This is a genomic window from Ktedonobacteraceae bacterium (assembly GCA_035653615.1).
In the GTDB taxonomy this organism is placed as follows: Bacteria; Chloroflexota; Ktedonobacteria; order Ktedonobacterales; family Ktedonobacteraceae; genus DASRBN01.
In genome coordinates this window covers 129,028-151,824 of sequence record DASRBN010000032.1, presented here as the reverse complement: position 1 = coordinate 151,824, position 22,797 = coordinate 129,028, and the positions used below count along the sequence as shown (strand labels likewise).

The window sequence follows — 22,797 nt, the reverse complement described above, 5'->3', positions numbered from 1 at the left end:
AGGAATCATCGTGCATTTCTCAGACTTAGGCAGCATCTCACTCATATTAGCGTTGGGGTTCGCCATCCTGACGATTGTGGTAGCCGTACTTGGGGCGACGCGTAACATACCGCAACTGGTCGCGAGCGCGCGGCGCTGCGTCCTGGTCGTTGCTTTCTTCCTGGTGCTGGCCTCGGCATCCCTCATTGCCTCGTTTCTCACGCATGATTTTGGCCTGACCTATGTCGCCCAGCATTCGAGCCTGTCGATGCCCTGGTACTATACGACCGCGGCTTTCTATGGCGGGCAGGAAGGCTCGCTACTCTACTGGGCGATGATGCTCTCGGTCTTTTCGGCCATATTCGTCTTCACATCGCGGCGAGCCCCTGCCATGCTGGTTCCCTATGTTATGGCTACCCTGATGGGTATCGAGACGTTCTTTTTAATCATGTTGACGACCATCTCCAGCCCGTTTGTGCGCCTGCCCGTCCCGTTGCCGGATGGCGTTGGGCTGAACCCGCTGCTGATGGACCCCGGCATGTTGATCCACCCACCCATACTGCTGATGGGCTACATGAGCTTCTCGCTGCCTTTTGCTTTCGCCGTCGCCGCCATGATAACCGGCAAACTGGACAGTGACTGGCTGCGCTCGATCCGGCGCTGGACGCTGGCGGCGTGGTCGATTCAGACGGCGGGCCTGGTGCTTGGCGCGTGGTGGGCCTATCATGTACTCGGCTGGGGTGGATACTGGGGCTGGGACCCGGTCGAGAATGCCGCCCTTTTCCCCTGGCTAACATCAACCGCGTTCCTGCACTCCGCAATGGTTCAGGAGCGGCGCGGGATGCTCAAAGTATGGAACCTTGGCCTCGTCATTGCCTCGTTCGCGCTCTCGATCTTCGGCACCTTCGAGGTGCGCAGCGGCCTCATCAGCTCGGTTCACTCGTTTGCCTATTCCGCCATTGGTGGCTATTTCCTTGGTTTCCTGTGCATTGTCATCCTCTTCAGCACCGGCCTCTTTATCTATCGCATGCCCAGGCTGCGGCCCGAGCACGAATTCGAATCCGTAGTTTCGCGCGAAGGCAGCTTCCTGCTCAACAACCTGCTGCTGGTCGGCATCACCTTCGCTACCCTGTGGGGCACGCTTTTTCCACTGATCTCACAGGCTTTGAGCAAGCAGACGCAGACGGTAGGGCCGCCTTTCTATAACTCGGTTGATGGGCCGCTCTTCATAGCGCTGGTACTTGCCATGGGTATCGGTCCGCTGCTCGCGTGGCGGCGTACATCGACGCGCACCCTGTGGCGCAACCTTGGCATACCCGCGCTTGCCGCTGCCGCCTGCGCCTCTATTCTGCCGCTTGCGGGCATTCGTGATATCTGGCCTAACGTTGCGTTCGCCGTCTGCGCGTTTACTGCCGGGGCCATTCTCTACGAAATCTGGCGCGGCGTGCGCGTCCGGCACAGTCACGGCGAACCGTACCCGCTGGCGATCTACATGCTCATTCACCGCTATCGCCAGCGTTACGGCGGCTATATTGTTCACCTGGGATTGGTCATGCTGGCCGTGGGCGTTATCGGCTCGCATTTCTTTCAGGCGCAGGCAAGCGCTACGCTGAAACCCGGACAGGAAATCGATATCGCCGGCTATAAGCTCGTCTACTTCGGCAACATCGCGCAGAAATATCCGAATGTACAGGTAGAGACGGCCCAGGTCCAGGTATGGAGCAACGGCCAGCTACAGGAATATATCTATCCCGGTCGCGAATTCTATGCCAACTACAGCAACGAGCCTTCCAGCCTGATTCCTATCACCACCTTCGGCCTGACCGACCTGTACGTTTTCCTGGACAACTGGAATGGCCCGGCCCAGGCAACCTTCGATGTCTTTGTCAATCCGCTGGTTCCCCTCGTCTGGTATGGAGCCCTGCTGATGCTGCTCGGCGGCATCACCTGCTGGTGGCCCGAAAAACGCAGGCAGCGCATCGCCCGGTCAATGCCATCAGAAGCCATTCCCGCTACTGTAGGGGTGGGGGTGGAGACGGGTGGAGAGGGAACCATTGTGGTCGCCCGTCTCGGCCAGATCGAGGAAATCGACGCTGACCCTGTTGAGGAGCGCAGTAGTGAGGAGGGAGCCATCACATGAAACAAAAACGCTCGCTCCTCGTCATTCTTGCAGTCGTGGCTATTTTAGGAGCCACCTGGTCGCACGTCCTGCTGACAACGCCGCCGCAAAAAACGCTTGACCAGGAAGCGCAGGATGTCGGCTCGCAATTGAAATGCCTCGTCTGCCAGGGTGAATCGGTCGCCGACTCGCCCGCTTTGCTGGCCCAGCAAATGCGTGTCGTCATTCGCCAGCAATTGCAGTCCGGCAAATCGGAACAGGATGTGATCCAGTATTTTCAAGCGCGTTACGGCGATAAGATACTCTTCGCTCCCCCGCAGCGTGGCTTCGATCTGCTGGCATGGCTGGTTCCTATAGCTATGCTGCTGGCCGGTGCGCTTTTCCTCTTCTTTGTAGTACGCGACTGGCATACCAGTTCGCGTGGTGGGGCCGCGGAGGAGGATTCAGATCTCACAGACGTGGATGAGGCCGAACTGGAACACTATCGCCGGCAACTGGAGCAGGAGTTAGCGGAGGACGACCCGTTATTTGCCCAGACCAGGATCGAGGAGGCAGGTTGATGCAGGTGTTACCGTTCCTTGTCGCGCTACTATTAGGGCTTGCGGCGCTGGCCTTTGTACTCTATCCACTCTATCGCGAGAATTTTGTCAGGGCATGGCCGGGGCATGAAGAAGAAACTGCATTGAGCAATGGCACGTCGCAAAATGGCGCTCATGGCATCGCCTCAGGCTCCATAGTCAATGCGGCAGAGCGCGAGCAGATGGCCAGGGCTGCTTTACAGGAGGTCGAACTAGATTACCAGCTCGGTAACCTGGAAAAAGCCGATTATCGTTCATGGAAAGAGCGCTATACGCGCCGGGCAATTCTGGCTATGAAGTCACGCCAGAATCACGAACAGGAACTCGATCAATTGATCGAGGCGCAGTTGCGGCGTATGAAAGAGGGAAAAGTCGCGGAGGAACATGATGAGGAATGATATGCAAGCAAGGCGTAGGGGCCAGATCATGCCGTTTGATAAAATATTGCGGCCAATGCTGGCTCTCTCTATCACTCTGGTCGCTCTGTTCTTTATAATATCTGCTTTCATAGCATTTCCTCTCCCTGCCTCAGCGCACTCCTACGCAAACGGCACGGCAACAGGCCGCATCTATGGTCAGCTATTGAATGGGACAAAGAAAAACGCGCCGGTCGCGGGACAGAGCGTTACTTTGCAGATGGCGCAGGGCAACAATTCCAGCGATCTCACAAAGGTGACCACGGACGCGCAGGGCAGGTATTCGTTTAGCGACCTGAAAACGGATAAGGCCATCAATTATGCCGTTTACACCCTCTACCAGGGGGCGCAATATGTTACGGATTTGATTGATCTGAGTAGCAAGCCTGTTCAGCAGGTCAACCTGACCGTCTACGATGCCACAACCAGCACCGGCAACATTGCCGTTGTGCAGGCCAGCGTCCTGGTCGGGCAAGCGAATGCGCAAAATGGCCTTATCACTATTTCGGAAAGTTTCTTTTTTGAGAATCTGGGAAATACAACCTATGTGGGATCGCTGCAGGCCAGCGGGGGGAAACCGAACGCGCTGCGTTTCGCGCTGCCAGCGGGGGCGCGCAAATTAACACTGAGCGATGGCTTCGCCGGTTACCAGGTTATCCAGGTTGACCCCGGTTTCGCGACCGATGCCGCTATTCCGCCGGGCACGTCGCAGTTCGCCTTCTCGTTCCAGGTGCCCTATACCTCAACGTCCTACGATTTCAGCTACACGGCGGTCTATCCTACTGTGTACTTCTCGCTGCTGCTGCCACTGGACATCCATGCCACTTCTAGCGGGTTGAATTCTGAAGGCCCGAAAACTACCCAGCAAGGCACCTTTCAATTGCTCGACACCAAAGAATTGACGGCAGGTAACCAGGTTCATGCGACCCTCGATGGCCTGCCGGCTCCCAAAACTGCCCCCGCGTCAACTTCATCAAGCCAGAATTATCTCTGGATCATCGCGGGACTGTTGATTATGCTGGCAATCATCGTCGTAACTTCTTTCGTGTATCGCGCGACGCGCCGCCAGCCACATGCGCACCAGAAACGTGCAGCGGCAGGTAAAGCAGGCTCGCACAAGCAAAAATCTTACGTTCAACCAGCTTCTAAGGGGGCCAGAAAGAGAGAGGAAGCGGCACAGGATCGCCAGCAGGCCCTCTTACAGGAACTTTTAGAGCTTGATACAGCCTATGAAGCCGGTAAAATTAAAAAGGCCGAATACCAGGAGCGCCGGGCCAGAACCAAAGCCGAGTTGCGCGCATTGATGAGCATGGAGACGCAGAAGGCGGGCAAGGGAAGATCATGAGCTACCTTTCCATCAAAGGTCTCAAAAAAAGCTATACGTTTAAACCCATTTTGCGCGGCATCGACCTCGATCTTTGCAAGGGCGAGCGCCTTGCCTTGCTGGGAGCGAACGGCACGGGCAAAACTACCCTGCTGCGCATCATAGCCGGCCTCACTAAACCGGGCGCCGGCAGTATCACCATCAACGGACTGGATATCGTCCAGAATGCCCAGCAGGCGAGGCAGCTCGTTGGTTTTGTCGCTCACCAGCCCTACCTGTACGACGAACTGACCGCGCTGGAGAATCTGGTCTTCTTCGGTCGCATGTACAATGTGAAAGAGGCGCATGAGCGCGCAGCCGCATTGCTGGAAAGGGTTGGCCTGGCCAGGCGTGCTAAAGAGCGCGTCAGTGCCCTCTCGCGCGGTCAGGTGCAGCGCCTCTCGCTTGCCCGCGCCCTGCTGCATTCGCCCCAACTGCTCCTGCTCGATGAGCCTGATACCGGTCTTGACGAAGATGGAAACGAACTGCTGGCGGATATCTTGCATGAACACAGCGAACGCGGCTGCGCAACGCTGTTCACCACGCACAACCTTGAACATGCCTTGACATGGAGTGGTCGCACCGCGATTTTGCATGCTGGACGCATAGTATATACTCGAGAGACAGAAGGGCTGGAACTGGAAGACCTGCAAGAAGCCTACCGCGAGGTCCTGAAGCCCAGGGCGAAGATTTTATCATGATTTTTCTCAAACAGGTACTGACAATTCTATGGAAAGACATACGCTGCGAGCTGCGCAGCAAGCAGACCTGGATGGGCATGGGATTGTTCGCGCTGCTCGTGCTGGTGATCTTCAACTTCGCCTTCGACCTGCGCGTGGATAACAAGGCCGCGATTGCCCCGGGTGTGCTGTGGGTGGCGTTTGTTTTCGCCAGCCTGTTGGGATTGGGCCGTACTATCGCTGCCGAACGCGAAAAAGGCTCGCTGGATCGCCTGTTGCTCTGCCCGGTGAACCGCAAGGCCATCTATCTTGCAAAACTGCTGGGCAATTTGCTATTTATCGGAGTAGTAGAAATTGTAGCGTTGCCAATTTTCGCCGCGCTGTTCGACGTACCGTTGTTTGGCGCGTTGCTTCCCATCGTCCTGCTTGGAACATTGGGCATAGCAGCCGTCGGCACGCTGTTTTCGGCTATGGCAGCGGCGACCCAGGCGCGAGAATTATTGTTGCCGGTACTCGTATTTCCGTTGATCGTGCCGGTTGTTATCAGCGCCGTCCGTGCCACCGGTACCCTGATGGTGCCTGCGGCGAACGAGCCGCCCTGGTTAGGCCTGATGGCGGCATTCGACATCATTTTCCTGAGCGCATCGATGCTCACGTTTGAATATGTGATTGAGGAATAATCATATGGCATTAGTCAATCAAGAAACTGGCCTCACACAGCAAGAGGCTGCCGTAAAAACAAGGCCGCGAGGGCCAGGCTTTCCAGTAGCCTCGCTGGTACTCGGCGCGCTGTCGCTGATCGGCATGATGATCTCTATCTGGATGATCTTCCTGTATGCGCCGACCGATGCCATTGAGGGGCAGCCGCAGCGCATCTTCTATTTCCACGTGCCCATAGCCTGGATCGCTATGCTGGCTTTCGTAGTGGTCGCCGTGGCGGGTATAGGTTACCTGTGGAAGAAGGATGAGCGGTGGGATTGGGTAGCGCGTGCCGCCGCTGAACTCGGCACGGTCTTCGCCACGCTTACCCTTATCACCGGCTCCATCTGGGGCAGAACCACCTGGGGCACGTGGTGGACGTGGGATGCACGACTGACCACGACCCTGATCCTGTGGTTCATCTACATTGGCTACCTGATGCTGCGCAGCTATATGGGACGTACCCACGAGAGCGCGCGAGCGGGCGCGGTGCTGGCGATCATCGGTGTTATCGATATCCCCATCATTTACGAATCCGTCAACTGGTGGCGCACGTTGCACCCGCAGGCCGAGGTCGGCACGCCGGGCGCTTTACCGCCGTCCGTTGTGCTGACTCTGATGATTTCGCTGGCTACGTTTACACTGTTTTATAGTTTCCTGATGATCCAACTGTACCAGCTACAGCGCATACAGGCCCTGGCTCAGCGTTTGCGCGCAGGCATGGAATAAAAAAGGATGGTATACTTATGCAAGGAGTTTCTTACCTGGTCGCGGCCTACGCTATCGTCTGGCTGGGCCTGTTCGCCTATATAGCATTCGTCGCGCTACGTATCCGCAGTGTGCGCACCGAACTCGCTGCCGTCGAAGAACTTGTGCGCGAACAGAACGAAAAACAGGATTCACATGCCTAAAATACGAGAGACAAAGAACCAGGCAACCGCCGAGGGCGCTCCTGCTGCCCAAAAAGATGCGTACAAACTGAATCCAATGTCGCCCAGGCGTCGTGTGATAACGCTGGTGGTAGGCGATATCTTCGTCTTCCTTGTCTTTGCTTCGATTGGCCAGAACAGCCACGGGGAAGCGCTTTCCATACCCGGCATCATCTACGTTGCTCTGCCGTTCGCGCTGGGCTGGTTTCTAGTTGCGCCGTTCGTAGGAGCATTTCGCGGCGATATCGTCTCGAATCCGCGCCGCATGGCGAATCGCACTATTCAGGCCTGGTTTCTCTCGTGGCCGGTCGCGATGCTGCTGCGCTGGCTGCTCGTGGATCGCACGCGCAATACCTCGCTCACCGGTTTCCTGACGTTTGCTTTTGTTGTGTTGACGGTCAACGTCGTACTCTTACTGCTATGGCGCTGGCCCTTCGCTTTCAATAACAGTATTCGAGAGCGCGAGAGACAACAGCGCGAATCCGCATGACGTTGTCATGTCAAGAAGCCAGGGCGAGCGCCCCAATATCCTTACATAACCGCCTAGGTCCCCTGGCGCAGGCCTTTCCGGGTTGCTAATGAATGGAACCTCTAGTCATCCGGCTGCACTGTGATAGTCAGGTTCATCCCCGGCATCGTTGCGCTGGTGACGTTATAGGTGCCTTCGAGTGTGAAGACAACATCTGCTGCCTGGCCTGGGGCAATGCGCAGACCTGGCCCTTTCAACGCCGGTGGGTCGAAAGCGTACCTGCTGCACACTTTATCCTCGCCCAGGCATAGCATCTGGGTAACACCTGTAGATGGATTCACGAAATGGACGGTATCGCCCGCCTGGATGGTGATGCTGGTCTGCGAGAAGCCATGAGGCGTCAAATCTACCTCTGGCGGTTTCTGATTCGCTCTATTGATAACCGCTACCGCACCGATGGCAAGCATCACGCATATGAATACAATAGATATGATGGTCGACTTTTTCATCGAAATGCCTTCTTGGTGTTCATGAGAATAAATATCCTGACGTAATGTTAGCATGGTTCGGTATTTTCGGCAACAATGGAACCGGGGCATGTCATTCTGAGTATGGCGCTTTCCAGCCACCTGGCACGTCTCATTTTTCGACAACAACGGAACCGGGGCATGTCATTCTGAGCGCAGCGAAGAATCTCTCATGCGCTCCTAAGACAGCGCAGGCTCCTCTCTTCCTGGTGACTGCCTAGCAGTCACCAGGGGTTCGTTCCAGCCAGGGGCAAACAAAACGTAAAACATGCTCCCTGCCCTGGCTGGCTCTCTACTGCTTTGACGATGCTTTCCTCAATCACCATGGGGCTGCGTGCCAGGTAGAGCTGACCGGCGCGGATTTTTGTTGGAAAAGGCGGGAAATTCCAGGTAATTACCATCGTATATGCCTTGACAAGTATATACCCTATGAGGTATACTAAGAGAGTGGAACACATGTTTGAATTCGTTGCGGATATATGCGGATATATTCGAACGCCACTTCGACCGCATGGATCAAGCAATGCCAACGAAAAGGAAGATCAGGAGAAGACGACGCGGCTCAAACCGCGAACGTGACAAAGGAGAAATGAAATGAAAATCAAATTGACTAGTGTATACGTAGACGACCAGGACAAGGCCCTGCGCTTCTATACCGAGGTATTGGGCTTTGTCAAGAAGACCGATGTCAGCCAGGGTCCATATCGCTGGCTGACCGTGGCCTCGCCTGAGGAACCGGACGGCACTGAGCTGCAGCTGGCGCTGAACAACAACCCGGCAGCCAGGGCGTACCAGCAGGCGATCTTTCAACAGGGCCAGCCTGCGGCCATGTTTTTCACTGACGACATCAAGGGCGACTATGAGCGGATTCAGGCCCGCGGCGCTGAGTTCACGATGCCGCCTACCGGCGTGACCGGCTCGACCATTGCGATGCTGAACGACACCTGCGGCAACCTCATCCAGCTCACCCAGCTCACACGCTATTAAAGGCGACTGTTCAGCAGGATGGCAGCCCGGCGGGCGTCGACGACCGCAGCCTAAATGGTGGCCGCCGGCGCTCCTGGTGCTGGACCATCCAGGGATTCACCGGTCGCCGTGGACGATCTAAGGAGTGTACTATAAGAGCATGGAATCCGTGTTCGAAATCATTGCGGAACCGAACCGCCGCGCGATATTGAGCCTTCTGGCCTCGTCACAACAGTCGGTTGGAGAGATCGGGCGCCAGCTTCATATGTCGCAGCCAACCGTGTCAAAGCACCTGCGCGTGCTGCGCGAGGCCGGGTTCGTGGAAGCCACAGTGGACGCGCAGCGCCGTCTCTACCGGCTGAAACCGGAACCGCTTCAAGAGGTGGATTCCTGGCTGGCCCCGTTCCGCCGGTTCTGGTCCGCGCACGTGGATGCGCTCGAGCGCCACCTCGACCACATGGATCAATCAACCCCAACGAAGCCGCGTGAATCACTACCAACGAAAAGGAAGGCAAGGAGAAGACAATGACCAATCGCGAGCAGTACACGCCAGGTCCTGCCAGCGGAGCGCATGTACGAAAGGACGGAGAGAAGTGGACGCTCATTCTCGTGCGAGAACTGCGCCACCCGCCGGAAAAAGTCTGGCAGGCGCTGACCGACCCTGCGCACCTGCGCGAGTGGGCTCCTTTTGAAGCCGATAGGAGCCTGGGTACGGCTGGAGTCACAGTGAAGCTCACCAACGTGGGAGCGCCCACGTCGCCGGTTTCCGAAACAAAAGTGACGCGAGCCGACGCGCCTTCGGTGCTTGAGTACAACTGGGGCGGCTACGCTATGCGGTGGGAACTCGAAGCCTTTAATGGTGGCACGCGCCTGACGCTGTGGCACGACATCAATCGCCGCTTCATCTCAATGGGTGCTGCCGGGTGGCACATTTGTTTGGATGTTCTGGATCACCTTCTCAGCGGAACTCCCATTGGCCGCATCGTTGGTGGCGAGGCGATGAAGTTCGGTTGGTCCCGGCTCAATGCGGAGTACGCCCAGCAATTCGGTATTGAAGTTCCGAGCCCCCCACCCAACGTCGCCCAATCCTGAAATGGTTCAAGCGCAAAATTACCATATCCGGAGAATCCCCCTGGAGAGCTGGAGTTCCACATTCCGGCTCTCCAATAGCTTGCCCTGACCCCCTCTGGCGTGTTACTATCCTTCAGGAAGAATAGTTTGCGATAACCAAATAGCTCAGATTATCTGCATAACCACCCATACCCGGATGGATTCCTGATGAAAACTCCAGATCAGCAAGCACCAGCAACCAGCTTACAAGACCGCGCTCAGTCCAGAAGACGCGAACGCTCCCGCCCGCGTTTTCGTCGCATGTCGCCCATTTTCCGGCTCTTAGCCATTCTGGGGCCAGGCATCATCGCCGCCAACGCGGGAAATGATGCCGGCGGAGTAGCAACCTATTCCTCGGCAGGAGCCAGCTATGGATACAATCTGCTGTGGGCGCTCGCGATCACCGCCGTCTTTGTGGGCATCGTACAGGAGATGTGCGCGCGTATGGGGGCCGTAACCGGCAAAGGGCTATCCGACCTGATCCGCGAGCAGTTTGGAGTCCGCTGGACGGTGCTGGCAATGCTGGCGCTACTGGTCGCCAATACCGGCGTAACAATCTCAGAGTTTATCGGAATCGCCGCCAGCGTCCAGGTACTGGCGGATGACCCGTACACGCCGCTTATTTACCTGGTCGTTCCCCTCTCCGGACTGATACTCTGGTGGCTCGTCACGCGCGGAACCTACCGGCGTGTAGAGATCGTTTTCCTGATTATCTCGCTTGGTTTCCTGGCCTATATTCCTGCCGCTTTTGCCGCGCATCCCAGCTGGCACGAGGTTGCTAAAGGATTCATCGCGCCCCGCCTCAGCATGGATGCAAACTACTGGCCTACCACGGCTGCCCTCGTTGGCACGACGCTCAGTCCCTATATGCTCTTTTACCTCCAGTCAGCCGTTGCCGACAAGGGCATCCGCATGGAAGAGTACGTGTATGAGAAAGTTGATGTCTATAGCAGCACCATTTTCTCCAATATCATCTCGGCATTTATGATTATCGCCACCGGCGCGACGCTCTTCGTTGCCCACCAGGTTGTCAATACCGCTGCTGACGCGGCATTTGCTCTGCGCGCATTCGCCGGCCAGTACGCCTCGCTGCTCTTCGGGCTGGGCCTGTTCGGAGCCTCGCTGCTCGCCGGCGCAGTGTTACCGCTCACCACAGCCTATGGTATCTCTGAAGCATTTGGGTTTGAACGCGGTGTATCGCGCAGCTTCCGGGAAGCACCTGTCTTCCAGTCCATCTTTACCGGCATGATCGTCCTGGGCGTGATCGTCTCGCTCATTCCAGGCCTGCCATTTATCCAGGTACTCATCATACTGCAGGACGTGAATGCGGCCATGATGCCGATCCTGCTCGTCTTCGTCATCCTGCTCATAAACAATCGCCGCCTGATGGGGCGTCGTGTCAATAAAACCGCCTCCAATATCCTGGCCTGGATCACGACCATCTCCGTCACATTTCTGGTGGTTTTGTGGCTGTTGAATGCGATTTTCGGGGTAGCGATTTAATGGGAAAATAGACAAGTATCAAATACCTGGTCAATTTTTACCCAGGAAATTTTCCCTAAATTGCGCAGCTTTATTGCGCAATTGCGATAACCGTCCAACATCACATCCAATCTGTATGAGGATTTTGAGAAGGTCCTGTTCAGTACTTCTTGAGTTAAAGGGTATTGATATGGGTGCAAGATCAAAGGTCTGATTAAAATCTGTTAAAAAAGCTGTATAGAAAAAACTGCCTTTATTGTAAAGGTAAGTAGTAGGAAAAGCAGTTGGCATCTTATCTGTGAAGTAAGAGATAAAGACCTGATCGTCAAAAATTTCTGTTCGATAAAAGATTGGGCCATGATACATTTTAATATCGATAGAGGTCCATCGTGCCTGGTCGAATAAATCTACGATGGTCATAAAGATTTCTTCTTTGACCCTTTTAACACGTTCTGCCATATCGGTATTGCCTATATTACCGCCGAATCTATCCCTGATATAGAGATGTAATAGATCTTCATTAGCTGGATCTATCAATAAAATTTTGCAGGTTAAATTGTGGTGGTTCACTACGGAAAGCCTGGCAGGAATAAATCTGCCCGTCACGCCCTTAAACAAATATAAATGGCTTTTTGATAATGCAGTACTCAGAACATTATTGAACCTCGGATCAGGCTCATTAGACGGTGGGAAATAATCTGATGGAATAAGCTCTCGGAAATGAAGTGCGATTTCATGAGAGTAAGTACTCTGGATCTCCGCTATTTTCGTTAAAGTTAAGTCAGTGATTCTTCTAATATTATCCTGTTGAAGTTCCTTCATCTCATTTACAGCATCTTTGACACTGATGGATAGCTCATTATTTATTACCCGCATGTGATGGTGTTCAACTACAGAGCTGTAAATAAGGGCAAAAATAAGAGAGGCGAGCAAAGAGGTAGAAACAGAGATGAACACGGCTTGATAGCTGGGCACAAGCAGTGGGCCGAAATAAAATAAAATGAAACAAACAAGAACTATCAGCAACGCGAAAATCCGTGTTGCATATTTCTCAAGAAGAGCAACTAAGTGATGAGGATTCGGTGTGGGCGCCTTATCTTGCATTGTATTGGTCTTGTCTTTTTAAGCACTATTACCAGTCTCTGGCAACATGGACAAACACGTCAAATAGCTCGCATTTCCAACGTCTACCTTTCATCTCGGTCATAATTTCCACAGCTTTGTCGGAAGAGAATCCTAAGCGTTCCTTGTACTTTCTTGGATGGCTCAGGGCCTCATATACATCGGCGAGTGAAACTACCTGTACTTCGTCAGGCAATGCGTCTCCTTTCAGTCCGAATGGGTAGCCGCTACCATCGATCCATTCTTGATGATAAAGGATATAAGGTTCAACAAAACTAAGAGAAGGCCAGCCCTTTATGAGTTCAACACCTTTTAGCGTATGAGACTCAATGATTTCTCGCTCCTCTTCAGTAAGAGAAACCCCTTGCTTTTCTATGATCGTATCAGGCCAATAAATCTGCCCGATATCGTGTAGGAGGGCTCCAAGCTGTATTTGTTCCAACATTTGTTGTTGCCAGCCAGCAGCCTCCGCAATTTGTACTGCATAGGAAGCGACACGTATACTGTGACCAAAAGAACAGTTCCGAGCATCGATAGCTGATACTACTGCTTCTACAGCATCCAACAACGTTATTCCAGGCAAGATTCCTCTAGTCACGATCATATGCATGTAATCCTTTACGTGTAATGCTCACTTACCAATTGCAATAATTGGTCGTGCAGCAACGAATTACTTCCAACAATACATCCCGTATTCTTGTATTCGAATGTACGATTTTCGAAGTCTGTTATCTTCCCTCCAGCTTCTTCAAGTATTAAAGTCCCTGCATCTGGATGTAAGGGATTTCCGGCTACGCTTACAACGAAATCAGCTTTCCCATTTGCAACCAGGCACCAATCGAGAGCGGGAGACCAGGTATCCAACACTCTTCTGCACTCGTAGTAAAGCTTGTCTCGCAGGCAGGCTGTCTGTCGCATTCGTTTGGTCGCAAAATCTGGAATGAAACACGCCCTGGCACGTTTCAACTCAACTTCATTAGAAACATATATCCGTCTTCCGTTAAGAAAGGCTCCATCACCTTCTTTAGCGGTGTAAAGATCATCGGATACCGGGTTATAAACCACAGCAATTATCGGTTTGCCCTCCTCACACAGGGCAATACTAGATGAGAAATAGGGAATGCCGAGAACAAAGTTTTCTGTCCCATCAAGCGGGTCTATGAGCCACTTATACGAAGACGATGTGGACACCGGGCCCCGCTCTTCGCTCTCTATGCTATGACCCGGGAATCTACTAAGGATTTTATCTATGATTTCTTTTTCCGACTCGAGGTCAGCTGTTGTCTGCAACGAAGTATCCTGTTTCCATGCCGTTCTATACATGCCCTCCCTGTAGTGCTTCAGAAGGATTTCGCCGGCCGATTTCGCAGCATCGATGGCTACATCCATTGCAAGGTCATTTAAGGTCGCTACTTTAGCCAATATGATTCTCCTTTTTTCAGCGGTATACAATGCAAGTAAAGCTCATCCTGAGTGATATGCTGAGCTTTATTTGCATTATATCCTGGAACTTCATAAAATACAATTGAATTATACTTACTTCGAGAAAATAAAGAAAACTCTTCAACCAAATATTCCTAATAAAGAAGCAGTCAGAGTACTATCTTAACTTTCTCTCTTGATACTAAGACGTAAACAATTAAATTTTATAAAATTCGATTGAGCGAATGCTTGTTGCTACTACGATGTTCAGTTGTAATAGAAACTTTGTTCAAATTCATGATATTTTGATGCTCAACTACTTTTGACTATTCATCTCTGACTTGACATTATTCCAATTCTTCTCTATCTCCCTGGTTGTTTTTTTCGCAGCACGCTATTCGGTTGGCCTGCCCATTCATCCACAAGCAGTTCGCGGGCATTAAAAAATTCCACAGTTTTCCTGTCACTTTTCTACTGAGTTTTTCGTGTTAATTAAGGAAGCGGATAGCGTTTTCCCCACTTCTTCCCACACCACGCTAAACGCTTCCTCTCCTTTTTGACAGAACGGGCTTCCCATGAGCCTCCTCTTGCTTTCCTCGCTCTTTTCATACGTTGGATGTATTAGCTTGATCGATATGAAAACAAGAGCTGGAACCCTTTAAACTTTCTCCAATTCTTGAGAATGAAAGGCGAACATAAGTACTAAAAGAAGATTGGAACCAGGGAGAGTTATTCTTTCCAGGAGATTCTTCGCTGCCCTCAGAATGACACGATGAAGGAGGCTCCTTCATCGTGTCATTCTGAGGGCAGCGAAGAATCTCCATCGGGGCGGCAAAGCATCTAGCCCCTTGTCGCGTTCTCATGGTATAATAGCATACACTTCCCATCTCTTGATGGGAGTATCTTGCAGAGGAGCTTTGTGGAACCCACAATCATCTATGTTTCGTAAAATTTTGATCGCCAACCGGGGCGAAATAGCGCTGCGCGTCATACGAGCATGTCGCGAAATGGGTATTCCCTGCGTGATTGCCCACTCTGAAGCTGATCGCGATTCCTTGCCTGTATTGATGGCGGACGAGCATATCTGTATCGGGCCAGGTGCCAGTGGCAAGAGTTACCTGAACATTCCCAATATCATCAGCGCGGCCATGATAACCGGCGCGGATGCCATTCATCCCGGGTATGGCTTTCTTTCGGAGAATACCAGCTTTGCCCAAATCTGCGCGGATGCGCATATCACGTTCATCGGCCCTTCCGCCTCGGTTATGGCGCTGATGGGCGATAAAGTATCGGCGCGTGAGGCAATGGCCGAGCTGGGCTTGCCAATGCTGCCGGGGACGCCTGTGCTGCGTACCCTTGCTGAAGGCCTGGAAGCGGCAAAGGAAATCGGTTTTCCTTTGATGCTCAAAGCAGCAGCCGGCGGCGGCGGACGCGGCATCCGCCTGGTGAAACGCCCGGACGAGTTTGAGCGCGTCTTCACGACAGCGCAGAACGAGGTGCGCGAGGCCTTTCGCGATGATGGCCTCTATCTTGAGCGCTATCTTGCACGGGCGCGGCATATCGAGATTCAGGTGCTGGTCGACAATTTTGGACACGGCGTCTACCTGGGTGAGCGCAACTGTTCGTGTCAGAGGCGTCACCAGAAGGTACTCGAAGAGTCTCCCAGCCCGTTGCTCTCGCCGGAACTACGCGAGGAAATAGGCACGAAGGCCATCCGCGCCGTCGAGCAAATCGGCTACCGCAATGCCGGAACGCTCGAATTTCTGATGGATGAGCAGGACCGCTATTATTTCATGGAGATGAATACGCGCCTGCAGGTAGAGCATCCTGTAACCGAGATGGTGACGAGTACCGACCTGGTCAAAGAGCAGATTCGCATTGCCGCCGGAATGCCACTCCAGCTTGAGCAGGAAGACATACACCTGCGTGGCCATGCCATTGAATGTCGCATCACGGCAGAGGATGCGGAACACGATTTCCGGCCACAAACCGGCATCATAGAAAAGTATTTGCCGCCCGGCGGGCCAGGGGTGCGGGTCGATAGCCATCTCTACGCGGGCTACAGCGTTCCGCCGCATTATGACTCGCTGCTGGCAAAGTTGATCGTGTGGGCCGAAACGCGTGAAGCAGCCATTGCTCGCATGCAGCGCGCGCTCGACGAGTATATTATCGAGGGCATCACAACGACCATTCCGTTTCACAAGCGTTTGTTGCGTCACGAAGGCTTCATTCGTGGAGAAACCTATACTCGTTTCTTACAAGAAGAGGCCGCATCATTAGGAATAAAAGAGTAGTTGGGGCGTTTGCAGTGCGCCATTTTATCAGAGGGAGGAAAACACTATGTCTCGAGTAGTTGTGACGGGTCTCGGCTTAGTCACCTCGGTTGGAAACGACCTGGCTTCGAGCTGGGAAGCGCTTTGCCAGGGCAAATCCGGCGTGGCCGAGATCACCGGATATGATACGAGCCAGTTTCGTATTCATTTCGGTGCGCAGATCAAGGACTTTGATCCATCCCTCTATATGGACCGCAAAGAAATTCGCCGCAGCGACCCCTATGAGCATATCGCTATCGCAACCTCTAAGCAGGCGCTTGCCCAGGCGGGCTTGCAGATCACCGAAGAGAATGCCAACGACATCGGCGTGTACATCGGCAGTGGCATTGGCGGGCTGGTCACGCTGCATGACCAGTTCAAAGTCCTTTTTGATCGAGGACCTGACCGCATCAGCCCATTCTTCATCAATATGATGATCATCGATGGAGCGCCGGGGCTTGTCTCCATTATGACGGGCGCGAAAGGGCCGAACTGGGCTGCTGTATCCGCCTGCGCGACCAGCGCCAATACGGTAGGCGAAGCCTGGGAAACCATTCGCCGTGGCGATGCCAAAGCCATGATCGCGGGCGGGTCTGAAAGAGGCATTACACCGATAGCCATGGCCGCTTTCGATAATATGCACGCGCTCTCGCGACGCAATGACGACCCGCAGGGAGCCAGCCGTCCTTTCGACGCCACTCGCGACGGCTTTGTGATGGGCGAAGGCTCCGGCATGCTGATCCTGGAAGACCTGGAATTCGCGAAGGCGCGTGGAGCGCATATTCTCGCAGAAATGGTAGGTTATGCTTCTACCGGCGATGCCTATCACGTGACCGAGCCTGCGCCTGAAGGTGAAGGCCTGGTACGAGCCATGCGCCGCGCCCTGCAAAAAGCGAACCTGCGTCCCGAGCAGGTTGACTACATCAATGCGCATGGCACCTCAACCCAGTACAATGACCGGACGGAGACGCAGGCCATCAAAACCTGCTTCGGTGAGCACGCCTATCACATGGCTATCAGTTCAACCAAATCGATGCTGGGCCATACGCTGGGAGCGGCAGGGGCAGTCGAGGCCGTCATCTCTATCATGGCCATCCTGACGGGCGTTATTCCGCCGACTATCAACCTGCACCACCCCGATCCTGAGTGCGATCTCGACTATGTGCCAAACGAGGCGCGCCAGGCTACCGTAAACGTAGCCATGTCCAACTCTATGGGCTTCGGTGGCCATAATGCATGCCTGATTTTTAAACGCTACGAACCGTAGGCGAGGGTGGGCTTCGAGGAGGGAGGGGACCCTTGTGGTCGTCCCTCCCCACATCAAAATATGCGAGTAAGATAAGATGGGAACACGTGAGCATGAAGAGCCGTGGATGAAGCGTGTCGAAGAGCTGGTAACGCTGCTCGAAGGCACCACCATTGGCGAACTGGAATTAACTGAAGCAGGCACCGAGATCATTATCCGGCGGCGACCGGATATGATGATGGTCTCCATGCCTGCTGAACAAACAGGCTTTAACAATAGCGTTGCGCAATCCCCTGCCATTACGGTAAAGCCGGTGAAGCCAAAAAAAGAAGATCATAGTATTCCCATCGTCGCGCCGCTCACCGGCGTCTATTACTCTTCCCCTTCACCTACAATGCCCCCTTTTGTCTCTCCCGGGGATATCGTACACGCCGGCCAGGTCGTCGCACTTATTGAAGCGATGAAAGTGTTCAACGAAATTCAGGCCGAAGTATCAGGGCGCGTCGTCGCCTTAGTGGCAAACAATGGGGATGTGGTGCAGAAAGGGGATACGCTGATTCGCGTCGAACCGGTGTAGTGAGTAAATTGTCCTACATACACTATCACCCTTGCCCAAATGCACTCCCGCGTGCTATACTCTCTACAGAGATGAAGTTTTCTTGTTCTACCCACAGTAATGATGGCGCACCAGCAGAGGTTTCAAGAGTTTTTTCGACGTCATGTGAACGTCGTCCACTGGTACAGTTCATCAACTGGTTCGGGCAAAGGAGGTGAGGGACATGGACGCTGGCCCCAGTCATAGTAGGCCTGTGGTTTTCGCGTGCCTGCTTTTGGGAATGTTCTTCGCCTCATTGGGTATGGTAGCAGGATAAGCAAACGCATCGCTCGTCTTTGTAGTGCGTTTTGATCGAGTCTTCATCTGCCCCGGTGTTTTCCCACCTTTTCCTTTCTCAATGAGTCTGTATTGCATCGTGAATTGTGGCAATACAATGCTAGCCTTTATAGTTGGCTGAAGAGCTTTCCCCCCTGGCCAGCTGTAGTGGTACTCTCGCGAGTACCCTACTCGATGTCTGCAAAGACATCCATACAGCAGTCCCCCATATTGTACAATCAACGCATTTTGCATGGAATGCATAATCCGCCGCTACAGCAGTTACGCAGGATTTAGATTGTATTCCCTTGCGAAAGTCTTTGTATTGTTACGGTCGTTACAAGATTGAAACGCTTATCCACTTATCCACAGAGATGTGGATAAGTTTAAGCTGTAAAGTTTCATCTGGAGACTGCATCAGGATATCCTATACCTTTGTGAGAAAGGACGGTGATACCATTGATTTTTTTAAGCACACTTTTACGCCGGAGCGTTTATGATATCGAGGGGCGGCGTCTGGGCTCGTTGCATGATATATCCGTCTCCCTGAACGAGACATTTCCCCTGGTTACCGCTCTCATTGTGCGTTCTCTGCTCAGCAATAATGAGATGATAATTCCCTGGTCCCAGGTACACAACCTTGAAGAAGAGCAGATACATCTCACTGTTAGCCAGCAGCGTATAGCGTCATATACACCGCGGCCAGACGAGCTATTACTGAAAAGAGATTTATTAGATAAGCAAATTGTCGATACGCAGGGTTTTCGCGTTGTCAAAGTCAATGATTTGAAATTGGCGCAAATTAAGGGCACGGCCCGGCTGGTTGGTGTAGATATCAGCTTCAGCGGGCTGCTGCGGCGCTTAGGTGTGCTTGCGCCCATAGAAGTATTGAGTAATATTGTACCAATCCAGCTTTCTGAACGCACAATAACCTGGAACTATGTTGAGCCAATACAGGTGGTCACGGCCGGTACAGGGCAGCTGACTCCGGCCATGGCCGCGGCAGGCGCCGGAGCGGCCACCGTTGGAAGCCCAGGCGTGGTGCCACGTGTCCAGTTGAGTGTCAGTCATACCAAGCTGTCTGATCTCCATCCAGCCGATATCGCCGATATTCTCGAACAGCTTGATGTTGAGGACGCGGAGGCAATGCTTGAGCGACTGGATACGGAGACGGCCGCCGATGCTTTGAACGAGGTCGAGACGCCTTTGCAGTCGGAACTGCTTAGCGAACTCGAGCCAGAGCGCGCCTCTGAACTGTTGGAGAGGCTTGCGCCGGACGATGCCGCCGATATCCTGGCGGATATTTCGACCGAGGAGGCCGAGCAGATTTTGAACCTGATGCCCGCCGAAGAGTCACGGCAAATCCGCGAATTGCTGCGCTATGGAGCGCAAACGGCCGGCGGCATCATGACCACCGAAGTGCTGTCGCTCTCACAGGAACTGACTGTTGAAGAGGCGCTGGCCTACCTGCGGCAACACTCCGAACACCTGGAGATGATCTATTACCTGTACATCGTCGATGACGAACAACACCTGGTCGGCGTCGTCTCCCTGCGCGAGCTGGTCGTAGCAGAGCCGGGCACACGGCTCAAAGAACTGATGGATCCGGATATTATCAAAGTTACGACTACGACTGATCAGGAAGAAGTGGCGCGCGTCATTGCCAAATATGACCTGCTGGGCGTTCCCGTGGTGGATACCGACAATCGCCTCGTAGGCCTGGTGACCGTCGATGATGTCATCGATGTCATTCACGAGGAACAGGCGGAGGATTTTTCGGAAATGGCCGGTGCCAGCGTCGAGGAGTTCGAAGAAGAGGAGCATTTTTCGCTGCGGGCCGTTCTGAGTCGTGCTACATGGATAGGTGTGAATGTAGTTGCCGGTTTTCTGCTGGCGCTGGTACTCTACCAGATTTTCGGCACGACAGGTATTCAGGGCACCCATCTTGTAGCGGGGCTGCGCTCTTCTGTTGCCCTGAATGGAGTGGTTTGCCTGGTTCCCATGCTGCTGCTGACCAGTGGCAGCGTCGGTTCGCAGGCGCTGGGCATTGCGGGCTGGCAATTGCGTTCCACGCATGGAATCGACTTTTTGCGTGGTATCTTCCGCGAGTTGCGCCTGGGGACTTTCGGTGGCATCATGGCCGCCATTATCGTGGGTTTGCTGACCTGGGCGCTCTTCCACTCCTGGCTGCTGGGTGTGGCCATTGGCCTGAGCGCGGGTTTCACACTGTTAATCGCGGCCCTCTGCGGCCTGGTTTTGCCGACTATTTTGCAGCGCCTGCGCATGCGCGGCAGCCTTGTCAGTGCCCCGCTGCTGGACCCCATCATCGCCGTCATCAGCCTGGCTTTTTTCCTGGCTGCTGCGTTGTGGCTGGCCAGCATGATGCATGTGTGAGAGAAAAGGGAATCACCAGAAAAAGGTATTGACAAAAACGGCACATCCTTGATATACTGCTTGCGTGAGATGAGCCAATCGGCGATCCTTCCTCGATAGCTCAACGGTAGAGCGGCCGGCTGTTAACCGGTAGGTTACAGGTTCGAATCCTGTTCGAGGAGCCAGAAGCCCAGGAAGAAAGTTCCTGGGCGTTTTTTATTGCAAACAAGAGATGTTCTCCGGCCCTGCCGTTGCTGGAAAAGTGGCTTTCTGGCCAACCGGCTTCTCAGGCAAAACAAATCATCAAACAGAAGGCCAAATTATGACAAATTCGGCTTCAGCACCCCCGCAAAAATTCTCAAAGGCTACAGCCATAAAAATCATGTAATTGCCTGTCTGAAAAGCAGTTACATGTTTTAACTTCATACGTTTTCTGAAAATAGTGACGTTATCTCTGCAAACTGAACAGGGCAGGACGGCAAGTTTAGGAGGCAATCATGTTAGACCGGTATCAAGGCATGAGCAAAGCGGTAGTCAATAACACAACGCCAAATCGACACATTATTCCAGGTTGGTCTGGTCTCCGGAGCCTGGTCCTCATCTTTTCCTTTATATTGGTGGCGGCTCTCACTCCAGCAGTCGCCGCAGCCAGTCCAGGCCCAATCGTCCATAGATTCGCCTACCGGTCTCCTCTCTCAAAAGGGAATGATCATGACGGCAAGATGTCGGGGCCATTGGCAGGGAGGGTATCCATTATGCCAGGCTTCCCGGTGATGACGACGGAAACTCCTGGCACATATCACGCCGGCCCCGGCATCAATGTGCTGGTAGGCGACATCACCGGCGACGGCAAACCTGACTTCCTCGCTTCGGCATTGGCCAATGGCCCCCTGTATGCCTGGGAACCTGATGGGAAGGTCATTCCAGGATGGCCCGCGACGCAGTTTACGGGTGCTGCCTATGCCGCCCTGGGAAAGCTATCTAAGACCATCCCCGGCCTGCAGGTAATGGTTGGTTATATGAGTGGCGGGCAGTCTTACCTGGCGGCTTTTGATGGACATGGTCACCTGCTGCCCGGCTGGCCGATCCCGGATGACAATTACACTGCTACACCAGCAGCGCTTGCTGATATTAATGGAGATGGTATCGACGAGATCTTTGTTGAAGAAGAGGACTGGACGCTGGCCGGTTATGACGCTCATGGTAATCCCTTACCGGGTTGGCCGGTCCATGTTGATAGCGGTCAAACGTTGTATACCCCTACAATTGCCGATATTGATGGAGATGGCAAGCCGGAGATTATCTCTGCCAGTGAGAGTCTATCCCCAGGAGGGGTAAAAGTCTACGCGTGGCATGGTGATGGTACTCTTGTAAAGGGCTTTCCAATAAGTGTCTCAAGTGGACTTGAAGGGACCTTCCCGGTCGTGGCGGATGTGCTTGGTCTGGGAAAGCCGCAATTGATCTTTGCTACCTACCCAGGAGGTAACAATACCTCGGTGCTGATTTACTCCGGCGCGGGAGTGCTTTTGAAGACGATTACCATTCCAGGCATGACCGCATACGGAAGAGCACTCGCGATAGCCAGGCTGGACAATTCACCGAACCCGGAAATCGTGGTGCAAACCGACACGACTCTGGCCGCGGTACATGGAGATGGGACCTACGTATCCGGCTGGCCCCAGAATCTTGGTTATAACTCCACAGACAACTCATCGCCGGTTATCGGTGATGTGACCGGTGATGGCGTGCCGGACATCGCGATTACAACCAACCAGGGGAGCGGAGATCAAGGGTTTTTGTCGGTCTACAGCGCTACAGGTACTCTGGAACTACAGATGCAGCTAGAAATTGGCAGTGGCGGGGTGCCGGCCATGGTAGATCTGCTCGGCAATGGTCGCAATGATTTGCTGGTTACCGGCGATCCCTGGGATGGAAGTGTACATAAGTATCCCAAGGTCTGGGCATTTGACTTCCATGGCGCCGGGCCCTATGGGCAAGTACCCTGGGCACAGTTTGGTCGTGTTCCCGAACACCACAGTTGCTTCTCAACTGATACTATCTCTAGCTTCTGCCAGGGCTGAAAAGGCGCGATATCTGGCCTCTCCTTTAGCTCGTGTGAGGTGGCCCGGCTGAA

At 53.6% G+C, this 22,797-nt stretch carries 23 protein-coding genes and 1 tRNA gene; 19 read left to right on the top strand and 5 right to left on the bottom strand.

Translation table 11 applies throughout. From position 1 onward, the window contains the following. The first annotated feature begins 10 nt into the window (after positions 1-10). From VFA09_18145 to VFA09_18105, 9 genes are read left to right on the top strand one after another with little or no spacing between them, the layout of a single operon-like run. Positions 11-2,119, top strand: coding sequence for a heme lyase CcmF/NrfE family subunit (locus VFA09_18145; protein HZU69203.1), 2,109 nt, complete (start codon positions 11-13; stop codon positions 2,117-2,119). Next, the gene (locus tag VFA09_18140) at positions 2,116-2,658 is read left to right on the top strand and encodes a cytochrome c-type biogenesis protein (GenBank protein ID HZU69202.1); all 543 of its coding nucleotides are present in this window, start codon (positions 2,116-2,118) and stop codon (positions 2,656-2,658) included. Before VFA09_18145 ends, VFA09_18140 begins: the two co-directional genes overlap by 4 nt. Continuing rightward, positions 2,658-3,074, top strand: a complete 417-nt coding sequence (locus tag VFA09_18135) for a hypothetical protein (GenBank protein ID HZU69201.1) — start codon at positions 2,658-2,660, stop codon at positions 3,072-3,074. The genes VFA09_18140 and VFA09_18135 overlap by 1 nt, the downstream gene beginning before the upstream one ends. A gap of 28 nt (positions 3,075-3,102) precedes the next feature. Continuing rightward, entirely contained in the window at positions 3,103-4,437 is a 1,335-nt protein-coding gene (locus VFA09_18130) for a hypothetical protein (protein HZU69200.1), read from the top strand. Continuing rightward, positions 4,434-5,156 (top strand): heme ABC exporter ATP-binding protein CcmA, encoded by a 723-nt coding sequence (ccmA, locus tag VFA09_18125; GenBank protein ID HZU69199.1) that lies wholly within the window; start codon positions 4,434-4,436, stop codon positions 5,154-5,156. Before VFA09_18130 ends, ccmA begins: the two co-directional genes overlap by 4 nt. Then, on the top strand, positions 5,153-5,815 hold the full coding sequence (locus VFA09_18120; GenBank protein HZU69198.1) for a heme exporter protein CcmB: 663 nt from the start codon (positions 5,153-5,155) through the stop codon (positions 5,813-5,815). The genes ccmA and VFA09_18120 overlap by 4 nt, the downstream gene beginning before the upstream one ends. A gap of 4 nt (positions 5,816-5,819) precedes the next feature. Next, positions 5,820-6,563: a cytochrome c biogenesis protein CcsA gene (gene ccsA / locus VFA09_18115; GenBank protein HZU69197.1), complete on the top strand. Its 744-nt coding sequence runs from the start codon at positions 5,820-5,822 to the stop codon at positions 6,561-6,563. Positions 6,564-6,580: 17 nt separating this feature from the next. Next, positions 6,581-6,745: a CcmD family protein gene (locus tag VFA09_18110; GenBank protein ID HZU69196.1), complete on the top strand. Its 165-nt coding sequence runs from the start codon at positions 6,581-6,583 to the stop codon at positions 6,743-6,745. Beyond that, complete coding sequence (locus VFA09_18105) at positions 6,738-7,253, top strand: DUF3054 domain-containing protein (protein HZU69195.1); 516 nt, start codon at positions 6,738-6,740, stop codon at positions 7,251-7,253. Before VFA09_18110 ends, VFA09_18105 begins: the two co-directional genes overlap by 8 nt. Before the next feature lie 101 nt (positions 7,254-7,354). On the opposite strand, the gene VFA09_18100 is transcribed toward VFA09_18105, so the two are convergent. Together VFA09_18100 and VFA09_18095 are read right to left on the bottom strand one after the other, a co-directional pair. Next, positions 7,355-7,741 (bottom strand): hypothetical protein, encoded by a 387-nt coding sequence (locus VFA09_18100; protein ID HZU69194.1) that lies wholly within the window; start codon positions 7,739-7,741, stop codon positions 7,355-7,357. Positions 7,742-7,983: 242 nt separating this feature from the next. After that, entirely contained in the window at positions 7,984-8,160 is a 177-nt protein-coding gene (locus tag VFA09_18095; GenBank protein ID HZU69193.1) for a hypothetical protein, read from the bottom strand. Positions 8,161-8,365: 205 nt separating this feature from the next. On the opposite strand from VFA09_18095, the gene VFA09_18090 reads away from it, so the two are divergent. From VFA09_18090 to VFA09_18075, 4 genes are all read left to right on the top strand, one after another. Continuing rightward, positions 8,366-8,746: a VOC family protein gene (locus tag VFA09_18090; GenBank protein HZU69192.1), complete on the top strand. Its 381-nt coding sequence runs from the start codon at positions 8,366-8,368 to the stop codon at positions 8,744-8,746. 139 nt (positions 8,747-8,885) lie between these two features. Continuing rightward, positions 8,886-9,254 (top strand): metalloregulator ArsR/SmtB family transcription factor, encoded by a 369-nt coding sequence (locus tag VFA09_18085; protein ID HZU69191.1) that lies wholly within the window; start codon positions 8,886-8,888, stop codon positions 9,252-9,254. Next, positions 9,251-9,817, top strand: coding sequence for an SRPBCC family protein (locus VFA09_18080; GenBank protein HZU69190.1), 567 nt, complete (start codon positions 9,251-9,253; stop codon positions 9,815-9,817). Before VFA09_18085 ends, VFA09_18080 begins: the two co-directional genes overlap by 4 nt. A 186-nt stretch (positions 9,818-10,003) precedes the next feature. Next, a complete protein-coding gene (locus tag VFA09_18075; protein HZU69189.1) occupies positions 10,004-11,338 on the top strand; it encodes an Nramp family divalent metal transporter in 1,335 nt (444 codons plus the stop codon). A gap of 30 nt (positions 11,339-11,368) precedes the next feature. Here VFA09_18075 and VFA09_18070 read toward each other — a convergent pair whose 3' ends face one another. Genes VFA09_18070 through VFA09_18060 form a run of 3 tightly spaced genes read right to left on the bottom strand, consistent with a single transcriptional unit; the run spans position 11,369 to position 13,861 of the window. Further along, positions 11,369-12,421 (bottom strand): hypothetical protein, encoded by a 1,053-nt coding sequence (locus VFA09_18070; protein ID HZU69188.1) that lies wholly within the window; start codon positions 12,419-12,421, stop codon positions 11,369-11,371. Positions 12,422-12,449: 28 nt separating this feature from the next. Then, entirely contained in the window at positions 12,450-13,043 is a 594-nt protein-coding gene (locus tag VFA09_18065) for an HD domain-containing phosphohydrolase (protein ID HZU69187.1), read from the bottom strand. Between the two features lie 14 nt (positions 13,044-13,057). After that, positions 13,058-13,861, bottom strand: coding sequence for an inositol monophosphatase (locus tag VFA09_18060; protein HZU69186.1), 804 nt, complete (start codon positions 13,859-13,861; stop codon positions 13,058-13,060). Positions 13,862-14,799: 938 nt separating this feature from the next. On the opposite strand from VFA09_18060, the gene accC reads away from it, so the two are divergent. From accC to VFA09_18030, 6 genes are all read left to right on the top strand, one after another. Beyond that, a complete protein-coding gene (accC, locus tag VFA09_18055) occupies positions 14,800-16,155 on the top strand; it encodes an acetyl-CoA carboxylase biotin carboxylase subunit (protein ID HZU69185.1) in 1,356 nt (451 codons plus the stop codon). Positions 16,156-16,201: 46 nt separating this feature from the next. After that, a complete protein-coding gene (gene fabF, locus VFA09_18050) occupies positions 16,202-17,440 on the top strand; it encodes a beta-ketoacyl-ACP synthase II (protein ID HZU69184.1) in 1,239 nt (412 codons plus the stop codon). 76 nt (positions 17,441-17,516) lie between these two features. Next, positions 17,517-17,996: a biotin/lipoyl-containing protein gene (locus VFA09_18045; GenBank protein ID HZU69183.1), complete on the top strand. Its 480-nt coding sequence runs from the start codon at positions 17,517-17,519 to the stop codon at positions 17,994-17,996. Between the two features lie 744 nt (positions 17,997-18,740). Then, positions 18,741-20,684 carry a magnesium transporter gene (gene mgtE / locus VFA09_18040; GenBank protein ID HZU69182.1) on the top strand — a complete coding sequence of 648 codons (1,944 nt, stop codon included), beginning with the start codon at positions 18,741-18,743 and terminating at the stop codon, positions 20,682-20,684. Between the two features lie 89 nt (positions 20,685-20,773). Then, a tRNA-Asn gene (locus VFA09_18035) sits at positions 20,774-20,848 on the top strand. Positions 20,849-21,160: 312 nt separating this feature from the next. Further along, on the top strand, positions 21,161-22,744 hold the full coding sequence (locus VFA09_18030; protein ID HZU69181.1) for a VCBS repeat-containing protein: 1,584 nt from the start codon (positions 21,161-21,163) through the stop codon (positions 22,742-22,744). The last annotated feature ends 53 nt before the right edge of the window (positions 22,745-22,797 follow it).

Excerpts from the sequence above, each read along its gene's own strand:
- VFA09_18140 (HZU69202.1), top strand. The coding sequence starts at position 2,116 with ATGAAACAAAAACGCTCGCTCCTCGTCATTCTTGCAGTCGTGGCTATT.
- VFA09_18135 (HZU69201.1), top strand. The coding sequence starts at position 2,658 with ATGCAGGTGTTACCGTTCCTTGTCGCGCTACTATTAGGGCTTGCGGCG.
- VFA09_18130 (HZU69200.1), top strand. The coding sequence starts at position 3,103 with ATGCCGTTTGATAAAATATTGCGGCCAATGCTGGCTCTCTCTATCACT.
- ccmA (HZU69199.1), top strand. The coding sequence starts at position 4,434 with ATGAGCTACCTTTCCATCAAAGGTCTCAAAAAAAGCTATACGTTTAAA.
- VFA09_18120 (HZU69198.1), top strand. The coding sequence starts at position 5,153 with ATGATTTTTCTCAAACAGGTACTGACAATTCTATGGAAAGACATACGC.
- ccsA (HZU69197.1), top strand. The coding sequence starts at position 5,820 with ATGGCATTAGTCAATCAAGAAACTGGCCTCACACAGCAAGAGGCTGCC.
- VFA09_18110 (HZU69196.1), top strand. The coding sequence starts at position 6,581 with ATGCAAGGAGTTTCTTACCTGGTCGCGGCCTACGCTATCGTCTGGCTG.
- VFA09_18105 (HZU69195.1), top strand. The coding sequence starts at position 6,738 with ATGCCTAAAATACGAGAGACAAAGAACCAGGCAACCGCCGAGGGCGCT.
- VFA09_18100 (HZU69194.1), bottom strand. The coding sequence starts at position 7,741 with ATGAAAAAGTCGACCATCATATCTATTGTATTCATATGCGTGATGCTT.
- VFA09_18095 (HZU69193.1), bottom strand. The coding sequence starts at position 8,160 with ATGGTAATTACCTGGAATTTCCCGCCTTTTCCAACAAAAATCCGCGCC.
- VFA09_18085 (HZU69191.1), top strand. The coding sequence starts at position 8,886 with ATGGAATCCGTGTTCGAAATCATTGCGGAACCGAACCGCCGCGCGATA.
- VFA09_18080 (HZU69190.1), top strand. The coding sequence starts at position 9,251 with ATGACCAATCGCGAGCAGTACACGCCAGGTCCTGCCAGCGGAGCGCAT.
- VFA09_18075 (HZU69189.1), top strand. The coding sequence starts at position 10,004 with ATGAAAACTCCAGATCAGCAAGCACCAGCAACCAGCTTACAAGACCGC.
- VFA09_18070 (HZU69188.1), bottom strand. The coding sequence starts at position 12,421 with ATGCAAGATAAGGCGCCCACACCGAATCCTCATCACTTAGTTGCTCTT.
- VFA09_18065 (HZU69187.1), bottom strand. The coding sequence starts at position 13,043 with ATGATCGTGACTAGAGGAATCTTGCCTGGAATAACGTTGTTGGATGCT.
- accC (HZU69185.1), top strand. The coding sequence starts at position 14,800 with ATGTTTCGTAAAATTTTGATCGCCAACCGGGGCGAAATAGCGCTGCGC.
- fabF (HZU69184.1), top strand. The coding sequence starts at position 16,202 with ATGTCTCGAGTAGTTGTGACGGGTCTCGGCTTAGTCACCTCGGTTGGA.
- VFA09_18045 (HZU69183.1), top strand. The coding sequence starts at position 17,517 with ATGGGAACACGTGAGCATGAAGAGCCGTGGATGAAGCGTGTCGAAGAG.
- VFA09_18030 (HZU69181.1), top strand. The coding sequence starts at position 21,161 with ATGTTAGACCGGTATCAAGGCATGAGCAAAGCGGTAGTCAATAACACA.